Below are 13,250 nucleotides of genomic sequence, written 5' to 3' on the forward strand. Positions count from 1 at the left end.
GCCTAGCGGCGGGCGTTTTCGCGGTACCCATCGTAGCGCGCGCGCGGCGTGTCGGCCCGCAGGTATTCGGGGGCAATGGCTTCGAGCGCCGCCGGTGGGAACGCGAAGACGGATGGCCAGCCGCCGCTGCAGACGTTGTCCGTGGTCATGGCGTAGTAATTGTCGCGCGTCATCAGCTTTTTGCCGGGTTTGAATTCGAGTGCCCAGGCCTGGAAATACGACGCCCATTTACCCAGTGGAATGATGCTGCGCCGTTTGCCGATCACTTCGCCGACATAATTCACCAGCTCCTGCAGGGTGTAGACCCTGGGGCCGCACAAATCGTAGGTCTGGCCGTAGGTCGCCGGATTGTCGAGGCTGTCGGCATAGGCGCGCGCGACGTCCTCGACATGGACCGGGGCGAAGCGTGCCTCCGCGTTGGCGAGTGGCAGCAGCGGAAATGCCTTCAACAGCCCGGCAAACATCGACAGGAAGGAATCGCCGCGGCCGAAGATCACCGATGGCCGGAAAATCGTGACGTCGAGGCCGTGGCCGTGGATGAACTTGGGGCCGTTCAAATACCAGTTTTCGTGTTCAACATGGTGTCGCCCGGCCTCGCGCACCAGCGCTTCGGCAATGCCCTTGGAACGCTGGTAGGCCGAGCGCGAGTTCGGGTTGGCGCCGAGCGCGCTCATGTGCAGCAGGCGGCGCACGCCCGATGCGCCGCAGGCGTGGATGACCTTGCGCGGCAGCTCGATGTGGACGCGCTGGAAATCGCCGCGGCGCGCGCTCGGCAGATCGACGCGGCCAACCTTGTTTTCGTGCAGGATGCCGACCAGGTTGATGACGGCATCCATGCCGCGGAAGTGGCGGATGAGCTCCTGCTGATCGTGCACGTCGGCTTCGACCACCTCCACCGTCGGCAGCAGAATCAGATCCTTGGCCATTTCGCGGCGACGACTCAGCACGCGCACCGTCAGGCCGCGCGCGGCGAGCTGACTGACGAGATGGGTGCCGACAAAGCCGGACCCGCCGAGGATGCAGATGCGTTCAATCTTCATGATGAGAACCGTTTCAGTATATAAGTCGACGCTGATTCTAATCGCCCGTCTGTTCGACTTCCAGCAGGGCGTCCGGATCGGCGGCGGTCACCGGGATCTTGCGCGGCGGCACCGTGCCCAGCCGTTCTTTCAGCAGCACCGAAGGCTGGCCGAAACGTTCCGCATAATAGATGGCGTTGCTCATCACTTTTTTGACGTAATCGCGGGTTTCGGCAAACGGGATGGATTCGATATAGACCGCAGCTTCCATCGGCCGGGAGTCGCGCCAGCGCTGCGCGCGGCTCGGGCCGGCATTGTAGGCCGCGGTGGCGAGCACTGGCGAACCGTCCAGGCTGGTTTGCACGTGCTTCAGGTAGTACGCGCCGAACTGAATGTTTTTCGCCGGGTTCTGCATCTCGTCCGGATGAAAGCGCCTGATCCCGAGACGCTGAGCAATCCAGCGCGCCGTGGCCGGCATGATCTGCATCAGGCCGGCAGCACCGACGCTGGAGCGTGCGACGTTGACGAAGCGGCTTTCCTGCCGCATCAGGCCGAATACCCAGGCTTCGTCGATCTGGTTCTCGCGCGCGGCCTGCTGTGCCAGTTCACGGTAAGGCGCGAGAAAACGTAGTTCGAAATCGTGCAGTTCGCGGGTGCGCTCGGCTGTGTTGATCGCCTGGTCGTACCACTCCATGCGGCGCGCCAGCTCGGCCGCCGCCAGCAACTGCGCGTCGGAAAATTCGCGGATCGACCAGTTCCATTCCTGGCTGGCATCGCTGCGCAGACCCAGTTCCTTCAGGGCCAGCGCACGCGCGATGCCAGGCTGACGGCCAACCGTGGCAACGTCATCCCCGCTCGTCTTGACATTGTTGACGACCCGCGCCTGCATCACCGGCCCGAGCTCTTCCTGCGCCAGTTGGCCGTAGTAGTGAAATTCGCGCGACAACTCCAGGAAAACCGGGGTTGCCGCCGCGCGCTGACCGCTGGCCTGCAAGGCGCGCGCGTACCAGTAGCGCCAGATGGGCTGCGTACGGGTGGCCTCGCCCATGCTGTCGATCGCGCGCAGCACGGCCTGCCAGTCTGCCGCGCGCAATGCGGCACGTGCCCACCATTCGCGCTGGAAATCGTTGACCGCCATGGCGCCCGCCTGCTGAAACCAGGGCAGCGCGCTTGTCTCGTGGCGACGCGCAGCCCAGGTGGCGAGGCGTGCCCAGGCGGTGCGCTGTGCCTCCTCGCCAAGGCGCGGCGCCAGCTTGCGCAACGCCTGTTCCGCCTGCCCGGTACTGCGTTTGGCCACCTGGTCGAGCGCGTAAAGCGCGATTTCGCGGTCACCCCGCCGGCTGAAATCGAGCTTGCCGGCATCGAGCAAACGCGCGGGGTCGCGGCTGGCCAGGTCGAACAGCGCGACAGCCGGACGCCGGGCTTCGGGCAAGGCGTCGGCCACAACCCGGGCGACGCTCGGGTTGCCGGCTTCCAGCGCCAGCCGCAGGCGGCGCCAGACGTCTTCCTCGCGGATCAGTCCGGCCTCGATCAGTTGCTCGAACAAGGGCGTGCACACCGACGGCATGTCGCGTCCGGTGAACCACAGGGTCACCGCCTCGCGCGGGTGACTGCGATTACCCTGCACGCCTTCGGCACGGTAGGCATAACACTGATGCGCGATGTCGGGCTTGACGAGACGCGGGTATTCGGCGAGATACAGCGGCCACGCCGCGCGCGCGCCAAGCGATTTCAGCCAGTCGGCACGCAGTGCTTCGGCCATGCGGCTGCCCGGATAGCGCGCCAGGAAATCGGCGATGCGCGCATCGTCGGCACGGCTCGTCAGCATCAGGCGCCAGTATTCGACATAAGGCGCCAGTACATGATCGGCCGGCACGTCGCGCGCGGCCTGCTCCAGATTCGCCAGCTTGCGCGCGGCAAATGCCTGCTGCGCCTTCAGCACGGCGGCGTCGCCCGGCGCGGCCCAGGCGGACACCGCGGACAACGCCAGCAGCAGAAAAACCCCGTTCCGAATCATGCTGCGAGGGTAACATGCAGCCGCCGCGCATCGCCTGGGATGAATTCACCATGGAGCGGCCCGGCGCGCTGCATTACCCCCGACGCTGAGTGCGCGCTATAGTGAAGGCCTCGTATCCACTTCCCAAGGAAACCACCATGACAGCCAACGTCGGCAATATCGACCGCATCATCCGCATTCTTGTTGGCATCGCCCTCATCGCCTGGGCGCTCATGGGCGGCCCGGTATGGGCCTGGATTGGCGTGCTGCCGCTGGCGACCGGACTCTTCAGGTTCTGTCCGGCCTACCGCCTGCTCGGCATCAACAGCTGCGGCCTGAAGAAATAAGCTTCAGGCAAGAAACAGTTTGTAGGCCGGGTTGCGGGACTCGTCCCAGTAGCGGTAACCCAGCCTGTCCAGAAACTTCTGGAAGCCGGGTTTTTCCTTTTCCGGAACCTGGATACCGACCAGTACGCGGCCGTAGTCGGCACCGTGGTTGCGGTAATGGAACAGGCTGATGTTCCAGCCGCGGCTCATGCTCTGCAGAAACTGCATCAGCGCGCCGGGGCGCTCGGGGAATTCGAAGCGGTACAGCACTTCGTTGACGGCCTCGGGGGCACGCCCGCCGACCAGGTGGCGGATGTGCAGCTTGGCCATTTCATTGTCGGTCAGGTCGATCGCCTCCAGTCCATGACGCTGCAGCAGTTCGACCACGCGCGCGCCCTCGCCCGCCCCCGGCACCGACAGCCCGACGAATACGCGCGCCGTCCTGGGGTCGGAATAACGATAGTTGAATTCGGTGATGTTGCGCGCGCCCAGCAGGCCGCAAAACGTCTTGAAGCTGCCCGGCGTTTCGGGGATGGTGACCGCCAGCACCGCCTCGCGTTTTTCGCCCAATTCGGCGCGCTCGGCGATATGGCGCAGGCGATCGAAGTTCATGTTGGCGCCGGAGGCCACCGCGACCAGCGTTTTGCCCTTGAGCTTATCGCCCGCAATCGCGGCTTTCAGCCCGGCAACAGACAGGGCGCCGGCCGGTTCCAGAATCGAGCGGGTGTCTTCGAAGACGTCCTTGATCGCAGCACAGATGGCGTCGTTGTTGACACGGATGATTTCGTCGACATACAGCTGCGACAGCCGGAAGGTTTCCTTGCCGACCCTCTTTACCGCCACGCCGTCGGCAAAAATACCCACGCGCGGCAGCGTGATGCGCTTGCCCTTGCACAGCGAGCGCGCCATCGCGTCGGCGTCTTCAGGTTCGACGCCGACGATCCTGATTTCCGGCCGCAGCCGCTTGATGTACGCTGCCATGCCGGCAATCAGGCCACCGCCGCCGACCGGAATGTAGACCGAATGGATCGGGCCGGGATGCTGGCGCAGCAGTTCCATCGCCACCGTGCCCTGCCCGGCGATCACATCCGGATCGTCGTAGGGATGGACAAAGGTGGCCTTGGCCTCCTTGGCAAGGAGGATGGCGTGATCGCAGGCCTCGTCATAATTGTCGCCGTGCAGAATCACCTGCGCGCCGCGCGCCGCCACCGCATCGACCTTGATCTTGGGCGTGGTCGCCGGCATCACGATGGTCGCCGTCACGCCAAGCTTTTGCGCCGCCAACGCCACCCCCTGCGCGTGGTTGCCGGCCGATGCCGCCACCACGCCGAGCACCAGCTGGGCCTGCGTAAGCTTCGCCATCTTGTTGTAGGCGCCGCGACACTTGAAAGAGAACACCGGCTGCAGGTCTTCCCGCTTCAACAGGATCTGGTTGTTGAGGCGGTGCGACAGGTTGTGGGCCACCTCGAGCGGCGACTCCACCGACACGTCGTAGACGCGCGAGGTCAGGATGCGTTCGAGGTAATCGACGGGTTGGCTCATGGCGGCGGGTGCGAGGTTTGAAAAAATGGGGGGATGCCGCTATCTTAGCGGGCTGCGACCAAATGACGAAAACATCATGACACAAGACGAAATGAAGCAAGCCGTGGCGCGTGCCGCGGTGGAGTATGCCCGCGGCGGCATCATCGGGGTGGGGACCGGATCGACCGCCAACTATTTCATCGACGCGCTGGCCAGCGTCAAGGGCCGCATCGACGGCGCGGTGGCCAGTTCGGAAGCGACGGCCGCACGCCTGAAAAGCCACGGCATCCAGGTGCTCGACCTCAACAGCGTCGGTGAACTCGAAATCTACGTCGACGGCGCCGACGAAATCACCGAGCATTTCGCCATGATCAAGGGCGGCGGCGGCGCGCTGACGCGCGAAAAAATCGTCGCCGCCTGCAGCAAGCAGTTCATCTGCATCGCCGACGAAAGCAAGCTGGTCGGGGTGCTCGGCAAGTTCCCGCTGCCGGTCGAAGTGATCCCGATGGCGCGCTCGTATGTGGCACGCGAGCTGGTGAAACTCGGCGGCCAGCCACGCCTGCGCGAAGGCTTCACGACCGACAACGGCAACCTCATTCTCGACGTGCACGGCATGTCGATCGTCGATCCGGTATCGCTGGAAGCGGCACTCAACCACATCGTCGGCGTGGTCACCAACGGCCTGTTTGCGCGGCGCGGCGCGGACGTACTGCTGTTGGGAACGGAATCCGGCGTCAAGACTTACAAGAAATGATCGCAACGGGAGGATCCGTTACTGTGTTGGCGACGTCCCTTCCTCCGGTTCCTGCTCCTCGGCGGGCACCCGGTATTTTTCGGTTGCCCACTGCCCCAGGTCGATCAGCTTGCAGCGTTCGCTGCAGAATGGTTTCCAGCGACTCGCCGCCGTCCAGCTGACGGCGACGCCGCAGGTCGGACAGGTCACGACCGGTGTCTTGGAAGGCTGCTTCACAGGGTGCAGAAAGTCAGGTCGAAGTCGATCGGCTGATCGGTGCAGGTGCGCATCTGCCCGGCCCCGGCATGCACGAAGCGGATGTTGAGCATGTATTTGTTGGCCGAAATCTCGGGTACGCACGGCAGGGTGTCGATCAGGGTGACACGGATCAGCTGCGGGTTGCGCGATTCCAGCATGCGCTGATAATGTCCGTGCTCGACGTGCTGCAGCTCGGGCTGACCGCTGTCGCGCAGCAAACCAAGCACGATGTCGACCGCCGCGCGAATGGACGAGAACGGCGCCAGCCAGCGTTGCAAATGACCTGCCCGCTCCGCGGCCGGCTGGTGCAGCCAGTGATGGTAGGACGGCAGATCGAATTCGCACATCCCGCCCGGGATGGCCGCACGCTGCTTGACGGTCATCAGCCAGTCGTCTTCGCGCAAATGCTGGCCCACCTTGCCAGGCAATTGATACATGCCATGGTGGGTGGCCTCGATCGCCGCCAGCACGGTTTCCAGAGTGCGGCCCTGGACGCGGGGATTGCCGCGCAGCGCGGTCAGCACGGCTTTTTGCCGGTCCAGCTCCTGCAACAGGTCGGACTTGAGGTCGGCGCGCGCCGCCACTTCCGCCATTTCAAACAGCGTCAGCAGGGCCGCATGATGCGCGTGCCGGTCGGACGATGCGGCATAGGCATCGAAGCGGTCGAACAAATCTTCCAGCCGCAGCAGGGTGCGGATGCGTTCGCTCAGGGGATATTCGTAATGGATCACGCCGCACGCGTTGGTTTCAATCGGCCGATTGTCGCCGATCCGGACGGAAAATCAAGGCGACGGCACACTTGCGAGCGTTTGATAACGCCGGTGCAGCGCCGCCACCGGGCTGCGCAATGCCTCGGGCGAGGCCGTGTTGACGATCACATCGTCCGCCGCCGCCAGGCGCTGGACGCGCCCTGCCTGCGCCGCGAGCATGGCCACCACCTCGTCACGGGCGAGCCCGCTGCGCGCCATCACCCGTGCAATCTGCAGTTCTTCGGGACAATCGACCACCAGCACGCGGTTCAGCAGGTCGCGGTAACCGTCGGTTTCCACCAGCAGGGGGATCACGATCAGGACGTAGGAGGCGGTGAGTGCCGCACGCGCCTGCTCCACCGCCCGCCGAATGCGCGGGTGCAGAATGGCTTCGAGCCGGCGCCGCTCGCCGGTGTCGGCGAAGACGCGTCGACGCAGGGCAGCGCGATCCAGGGTGCCGTCCGCCCGCATCACCGTTTCGCCGAAAACCGCACGGATCGCCTCCAGTGCCGCGCCGCCAGGCGCGGTCAGATCGCGTGCAATGACGTCCGTATCGATCACCGGCACGCCATGAGCGGCGAAGCAATCGGCAACGGTCGATTTTCCCGAACCGATGCCGCCGGTGAGGCCAACCGTGAACATCAGAATTGCCCGAGGTAGGCCTGCGTCAAGTCTGCGCCGAAAAACAGCGCCACCAGCCCGCCTCCGGCCAGATACGGGCCGAACGGAATCGGCACGCGCCGGTCATGCTTCACCAGCACGATCATCGCGATGCCGACCGTCGCGCCGACGACGGAAGACAGCAACAGCGTGACCGGCAGCATCTGCCACCCCAGCCAGGCGCCGATGGCCGCCAGCAGCTTGAAATCGCCGTAGCCCATCCCGTCCTTGCCGGTGGCGAGCTTGAACAGCCAGTACACCAGCCACAGCACCAGATAGCCAGCCATGGCGCCGACGACCGCATCCGGCAGGCTGCTGAAATACCCGCCCAGATTGAACAGCAGCCCCAGCCACAGCAGCGGCAGGGTGAGGCTGTCGGGCAGCAGGGTCGTATCGAGGTCGATGAAAGCCAGCGTGATCAGCGTCCAAACCATGAGCAGCGCACCCGCGGTTTGCACGCTCACGCCCCATTTCCAGGCGACGGCCGCCGACAGCAGCGCGGTGAGCAGTTCCACCAGCGGGTAGCGCGCGCCGATCGGCGCGCGGCAGGCCGAGCAGCGGCCGCGCAGCCACAGCCACGACAGCAGCGGAATGTTTTCCAGCGCCGTGATCCGATGGCCGCACTGCGGGCAGGCCGAACGCGGCAGCCACAAGTTGTAGCGCGGCGCATCGGGCAAGGCCTCGCCGCGCAGTTCGGCGCACTGCGCATGCCAGTCCGCTTGCATCATTCTGGGCAGCCGATGGATGACGACGTTGAGAAAGCTGCCGACCAGCAGGCCGAATAAAAAAACCAGCCCGGCGAACAGGGCTGGTTCGGCGTGCAGCAACGCCATCAGACGACCGAGCCCATCTTGAAGATCGGCAGGTACATGGCGATGACCATACCGCCGATCAGCGTGCCCAGCACCACCATGATGATGGGCTCCATCAGGCTGGACAGCGCTTCGACCGCGTCATCCACTTCGGCCTCGTAGAAGTCGGCTACCTTGCCCAGCATGGAATCGAGCGCTCCGGACTCTTCGCCGATGGCGGCCATCTGCAGCACCATATTGGGAAACCGGCCGGAGTTCTGCATCGCCATTGTCAGTGCCGTACCGGTCGATACTTCACCACGGATTTTATTGGTCGCCTCGACGAAGACCTGGTTGCCCGACGCCCCACCCACCGATTCCAGCGCTTCGACCAGCGGCACACCGGCGGCGAACATGGTGGCCAGGGTGCGCGTCCAGCGCGCGATGGTGGCTTTTTCGATCACCGCACCAAAAATCGGCAATTTGAGCATCACCCGGTCCATGAACATCTGCACCTTGCGCGAGCGTTTCCATGCCTGCAGCAAGGCATAGATGCCGCCGCCGATGACACCGAAAATCGCCCACCACCACTGGACGAAGAAATCCGAGATCGCCATCACCACCAGGGTCGGCCCCGGCAGGTCGGCACCAAAGCTGCTGAACAAGTCCTTGAACGCCGGAATCACGAAAACCATGATCACGGCGGTGATGACAAACGCCACCACGATAATGGAAACGGGATAGAACAGCGCCGACTTGATCTTGCTCTTGATGGCGAGGATTTTTTCCTTGTAGACCGACAGCCGTTCGAGCACCCCATCCAGAATACCCGCCGATTCACCGGCCCCCACCAGGTTGCAGAACAGCGCATCGAAGTACAGCGGGTGACGGCCGAATGCCTGGGTGAGACTGCTGCCCTTTTCGATATCCGCCTTGATTTCCAGCAGCAGGCGCTGCATCGATGGATTGGAATGCCCGCGCGCCACGATTTCGAACGATTGCAGCAATGGCACCCCGGCTTTCATCATGGTCGCCAGTTGGCGGGTGAACAGCGTGACATCTTTGTCGGTGATGCGCTTGCTGCTGGAAAACAGGCTGCTCTGCTTCTTGACCTTGGTAACGGTGATTCCCTGCTTGCGCAGCACGGAATTGACCGTGGCTTCACCGCCGGCCTGCAACTGGCCTTTGACTTTTTTGCCGCGCTTGTCCATGCCCTCCCACAGGAAGGTGGCGTCCTTGATTGCCTTTGCCGCTGTTGCCATAGAGGAGATTCCTTAGATATTGGTGACGGCCTCGACCTCTTCCAGCGAGGTGAGGCCGGCTTTCACTTTCAACAACCCGGCCTGGCGCAGGTCGAGCACACCTTCACGTCGGGCCTGGTCGGCAATGTCGGTTTCATCACCGCCCTTGAGAATGATGCGGGTCATGGCGTCGGTGATCGGCATCACCTGATAGATGCCCAGCCGCCCCTTGTAACCGGTACCACCGCAGATATCGCAGCCCACCGGTTTGTAGGGTTTCCAGCTGCCGTCCAGCTGTTCTTCGGTGAACCCGGCTGTCAGCATGGCTTCCTGCGGAATGTCGACGGGCTGTTTGCACGCGCACAAACGTCGTGCCAGCCGCTGGGCGGTGATCAGGATCACCGAGGAGGCGACGTTGAATGGCGCCACCCCCATGTTCAGCAAACGGGTCAGCGTGCCGGGGGCGTCATTGGTGTGCAGCGTGGACATCACCATGTGACCGGTTTGCGCAGCCTTGATGGCGATGTCGGCCGTTTCCAGATCGCGGATTTCACCGACCATGATGACGTCGGGATCCTGCCGCAGGAAGGATTTCAGCGCGGCCGAGAAAGTCAGCCCGGCCTTGTCGTTGACGTTAACCTGATTGATGCCGGGCAACTGGATTTCCGCCGGATCTTCCGCGGTCGAAATGTTGACGTCGGGCTTGTTGAGAATGTTCAGGCAGGTGTAGAGCGACACGGTCTTACCTGAACCGGTCGGACCGGTCACCAGCACCATGCCGTAGGGGCGTTGCACCGCGTCCAGCAGGATTTCTTTCTGCCACGGTTCGTAGCCCAGCGCATCCACGCCCAGCTGGGCGCTGGTGGGGTCGAGAATACGCATGACGATTTTTTCGCCATACAGCGTCGGCAGGGTGCTGACCCGGAAATCGATGGCGCGGTTTCTCGACAGCACCATTTTCATGCGCCCGTCCTGCGGCACGCGCTTTTCCGAAATATCCAGCCGCGACAACACCTTGATGCGCGACGCCACCTTGTCCTTGATCGCCATCGGCGGCTGCGCCACCTCGGACAGCACGCCGTCACGCCGGTAGCGAATGCGGTAATACTTTTCGTAAGGCTCGAAATGGATGTCGGATGCGCCCAGGTTGATCGCATCGAGCATGATTTTCTGCAGGTAGCGCACCACCGGCGCATCGTCGATTTCGATGCCGCCGGTGTCCTGCTGGGCGGCAGCGCTTTCCTCATCGGCAAAGTCGAGGTTGAGGTCTTCCGCATTCAGCACGGCCAGCGTGTTGTCGGCGGCTTCGCTCGCTTTCTCGATCAGCTTGCCGAGCTTGTCGTCATCCACCACCACCGGCTCTACCGCCTGCCCGGTCTGGAACTTCACCTCGTCCAGTGCCTGCAGATGGGTGGGGTCGGACGTCGCCACATACAGTTTGTTGCCACGCTGATACAGCGCGACCACGCGCCGTTTCTGTACCAGCTTGGGATCGAGCAGCCCCTGCGGCAAGCTGTCGGCATCCATGGCATTCAAATCCAGATAAGGAAAGCCGAATGAGCCGGCGGCAAATTCGGCCACCTGATCGGCTTTGAAACGCCTCCCCTTGATGAGTTCGGTCACGAACGATTCGCCGGATTGGCTCGCGCGTTTCCACACGCCCTCGGCGTCGTCCTCGGACAGCCAGCCATGGTTGACCATGGCACGCGCCAGCCCGGTTAAATTGTTGGTGTTTGTCACAGCTGCCATAGCTCGGTTCCTGACAAGTCCAGCGTCAAAATATTGCCCGCATCGACGCGCCGGCCAGGCGGCGGATGGGGAATCACAGGCCTTAACGGCGATTTTTCAGCTAAGTTGAGGTATTTTCGGACAAAACCTCACCCGAATCCGGTAGGTAGATACGCGCCATTTTCACCGCGCGGTCCTGGGTCTGGACAATTTCCACCGGCACATCGCCCAGCTTGATGCTCACCCCCGCCTCGGGAATGTCCTCGAACTGCTCTAGCAGCAGGCCGTTCAGCGTCTTCGGGCCGTCCAGCGGCAACGACAAGCCCAGCTTGCGGTTCAGATGGCGCAGCAGCACGCTACCTTCGGCCAGCCAGCAGCCGTCTCCCTCCTGTCGCAGATACCCCATATCCGATGGCGCCTGCGTGGTGAATTCGCCGACCATTTCCTCCAGCAGGTCTTCCAGCGTTACCAGCCCCTGCAGTTCGCCGTATTCGTCGACTACCAGCGCCAGCCGGCGACGCCCGCTCTGGAAATTGCGCAACTGGGTGAACAGGGGGGTGCCCGCCGGAACGAAGTAAGGCGCTTCCAGGTTTTCCTTCAGCGTATCGGGATCAAGCTCGGCGCCGGTCAGCGCATGCAGTACCCGGCGCACATGCAGCACGCCGAGCAGATTGTCGGGCGAACCCTGCTGCACCACCAGCCGCGTGTGATGGCTGGTGGAAATCTGCTGGCGCAGCCGCTCGGGGTCGTCTTCGATGTCGATCGCCTCGATCTGGCTGCGCGGCGTCATCACGTCATCCACCGTGATGTCTTCCAGCTCCAGCAGGTTCATCAGGATCCGGTGGTGCTCGCGCGGCAATCTGCCGGACGACTCCAGCACGATGGTGCGCAGTTCCTGCAGCCCCAGGCTGTTACCCTGCCCCGGGTCGGGTTGCTTGATATGCAACAGCTTCAGGATGCCCTGCACGAACAGGTTGACGAACCACACCACTGGATACGCCAGCGTCAACAGCGGCGTGAGCAGCAGCGTCGCCGGATAGGCGACGCGTTCGGGGAAGGACGCGCCGATGACCTTCGGCGTGACTTCGCTGAACACCAGAATCAGGAAGGTGAGCAGCAGTGTCGCCACGAACAGCACCATTTCGCCGTCGCCGAACAGGCGAATGGCCAGCACGGCAGACAGCGTGCCCGAAGCGGAATTGACCAGATTGTTACCCAGCAGGATCACGCCCAGGAGCTTGTCGGTCTGGTCCAGCAGCGCCTGTGCCCGCATCGCGCCGCGGACGCCGGATTCGGCAGCGTGGCGCAGGCGATAGCGGTTGATCGCCATCATCGCCGTCTCGGACGTGGAAAAAAATGCCGAGGTGAGCAGCAGAACGGCAAGCACGACAAAAAGCGTGCCGGTGGAAATACTATCCAATCAACCTCGCCTCAACGCCGGAGCACCACTTCCAGCACGAACTGGGTGCCCAGGTAGGCCAGCAGCAACAGGGTGAAACCGGTGATCGTCCAGACCAGGGCGGTACGCCCGCGCCAACCGCGGAAATGCCGCCCCAGCAGCAGGCCGCCGAACACCAGCCACGACAGGATGGCGAACACGGTCTTGTGCGAAAACTGCAAAGCCGTGCCAAACAGCTCTTCCGAAAAAAACACCCCACTGAACAGCGCCAGGGTCAGCAGCACAAACCCGGCGCCGATGGTTCTGAACAACATGGCTTCCAGCGTCAGCAGGGGCGGCGCGCCGTTTTGCAGCGAGCCGCGATGCAGCTGCTTTTCCAGCATGGTCATCAGCACCGCATGCAATGCGGCCACGGCCAGCAAGCCATAGGCGAGGAAAGACACCACCAGGTGTGCGCGCAAAGCCAGCGTCTGCGAGTTGGGAATGGCGTGGGTGGCGGTGAAAAGCGCCATAATCAGCACAGACGCCGCCGCCAGCCCGCTGACCCAGGACTGCAGGCGCGCCAGCGGCGCACCCTGGCTAGCCAGCCAGTAGGCCAGCGCAGTCAGCCACAAAATCGTCGACAGGGAGTTGCCGAACCCCAGCCGGATATCGCCCTGCCCCAGCACCGAATGATAAATCAGCGCACCGTGAGCCAGCAGGGCCAGCGGCAGCAGCCAGCGCACCGATGCGGCGCGCGGCGTGCGCTGCAGGCGCCAGGCGACCCAGCCGTACAGCGCGCTCACACATAAGGTAACCAGCAATAGCGGGGACATTCGTTAAAATGAAT

13 protein-coding genes are annotated in these 13,250 nt (G+C 63.4%); 2 read left to right on the plus strand and 11 right to left on the minus strand.

Annotated elements, in window-relative coordinates; genetic code table 11:
• Positions 1 to 2 precede the first annotated feature (2 nt).
• Both B059_RS0110010 and B059_RS0110015 read right to left on the minus strand, forming a co-directional pair.
• On the minus strand, positions 3 to 1,040 hold the full coding sequence (locus B059_RS0110010) for a complex I NDUFA9 subunit family protein (RefSeq protein WP_018078116.1): 1,038 nt from the start codon (positions 1,038 to 1,040) through the stop codon (positions 3 to 5).
• Between the two features lie 37 nt (positions 1,041 to 1,077).
• Complete coding sequence (locus tag B059_RS0110015) at positions 1,078 to 3,036, minus strand: lytic transglycosylase domain-containing protein (RefSeq protein WP_018078117.1); 1,959 nt, start codon at positions 3,034 to 3,036, stop codon at positions 1,078 to 1,080.
• 137 nt (positions 3,037 to 3,173) lie between these two features.
• On the opposite strand from B059_RS0110015, the gene B059_RS0110020 reads away from it, so the two are divergent.
• Positions 3,174 to 3,362 carry a YgaP family membrane protein gene (locus tag B059_RS0110020; protein WP_018078118.1) on the plus strand — a complete coding sequence of 63 codons (189 nt, stop codon included), beginning with the start codon at positions 3,174 to 3,176 and terminating at the stop codon, positions 3,360 to 3,362.
• A gap of 3 nt (positions 3,363 to 3,365) precedes the next feature.
• On the opposite strand, the gene ilvA is transcribed toward B059_RS0110020, so the two are convergent.
• Complete coding sequence (gene ilvA, locus B059_RS0110025) at positions 3,366 to 4,883, minus strand: threonine ammonia-lyase, biosynthetic (protein WP_018078119.1); 1,518 nt, start codon at positions 4,881 to 4,883, stop codon at positions 3,366 to 3,368.
• A gap of 76 nt (positions 4,884 to 4,959) precedes the next feature.
• On the opposite strand from ilvA, the gene rpiA reads away from it, so the two are divergent.
• Entirely contained in the window at positions 4,960 to 5,616 is a 657-nt protein-coding gene (gene rpiA / locus B059_RS0110030) for a ribose-5-phosphate isomerase RpiA (protein ID WP_018078120.1), read from the plus strand.
• Positions 5,617 to 5,634: 18 nt separating this feature from the next.
• Here the strand turns inward: rpiA and B059_RS0110035 are convergent, their stop codons facing one another.
• From B059_RS0110035 to B059_RS0110070, 8 genes are all read right to left on the minus strand, one after another.
• A complete protein-coding gene (locus B059_RS0110035; RefSeq protein ID WP_419184833.1) occupies positions 5,635 to 5,805 on the minus strand; it encodes a DNA gyrase inhibitor YacG in 171 nt (56 codons plus the stop codon).
• A gap of 23 nt (positions 5,806 to 5,828) precedes the next feature.
• Positions 5,829 to 6,584: a cell division protein ZapD gene (gene zapD / locus B059_RS0110040; protein ID WP_018078122.1), complete on the minus strand. Its 756-nt coding sequence runs from the start codon at positions 6,582 to 6,584 to the stop codon at positions 5,829 to 5,831.
• Between the two features lie 51 nt (positions 6,585 to 6,635).
• On the minus strand, positions 6,636 to 7,244 hold the full coding sequence (gene coaE / locus B059_RS0110045; RefSeq protein WP_018078123.1) for a dephospho-CoA kinase: 609 nt from the start codon (positions 7,242 to 7,244) through the stop codon (positions 6,636 to 6,638).
• On the minus strand, positions 7,244 to 8,095 hold the full coding sequence (locus B059_RS0110050; RefSeq protein WP_018078124.1) for a prepilin peptidase: 852 nt from the start codon (positions 8,093 to 8,095) through the stop codon (positions 7,244 to 7,246). Before B059_RS0110050 ends, coaE begins: the two co-directional genes overlap by 1 nt.
• Positions 8,095 to 9,315 (minus strand): type II secretion system F family protein, encoded by a 1,221-nt coding sequence (locus B059_RS0110055; protein ID WP_018078125.1) that lies wholly within the window; start codon positions 9,313 to 9,315, stop codon positions 8,095 to 8,097. Before B059_RS0110055 ends, B059_RS0110050 begins: the two co-directional genes overlap by 1 nt.
• A gap of 12 nt (positions 9,316 to 9,327) precedes the next feature.
• Positions 9,328 to 11,043 (minus strand): type IV-A pilus assembly ATPase PilB, encoded by a 1,716-nt coding sequence (gene pilB, locus B059_RS0110060; RefSeq protein ID WP_018078126.1) that lies wholly within the window; start codon positions 11,041 to 11,043, stop codon positions 9,328 to 9,330.
• Positions 11,044 to 11,143: 100 nt separating this feature from the next.
• On the minus strand, positions 11,144 to 12,442 hold the full coding sequence (locus B059_RS0110065) for an HlyC/CorC family transporter (RefSeq protein ID WP_018078127.1): 1,299 nt from the start codon (positions 12,440 to 12,442) through the stop codon (positions 11,144 to 11,146).
• A gap of 11 nt (positions 12,443 to 12,453) precedes the next feature.
• Positions 12,454 to 13,206 carry a cytochrome C assembly family protein gene (locus tag B059_RS0110070; protein WP_018078128.1) on the minus strand — a complete coding sequence of 251 codons (753 nt, stop codon included), beginning with the start codon at positions 13,204 to 13,206 and terminating at the stop codon, positions 12,454 to 12,456.
• Positions 13,207 to 13,250: the final 44 nt, after the last annotated feature.

The organism is Thiobacillus denitrificans DSM 12475, assembly GCF_000376425.1.
GTDB lineage: Bacteria > Pseudomonadota > Gammaproteobacteria > Burkholderiales > Thiobacillaceae > Thiobacillus > Thiobacillus denitrificans.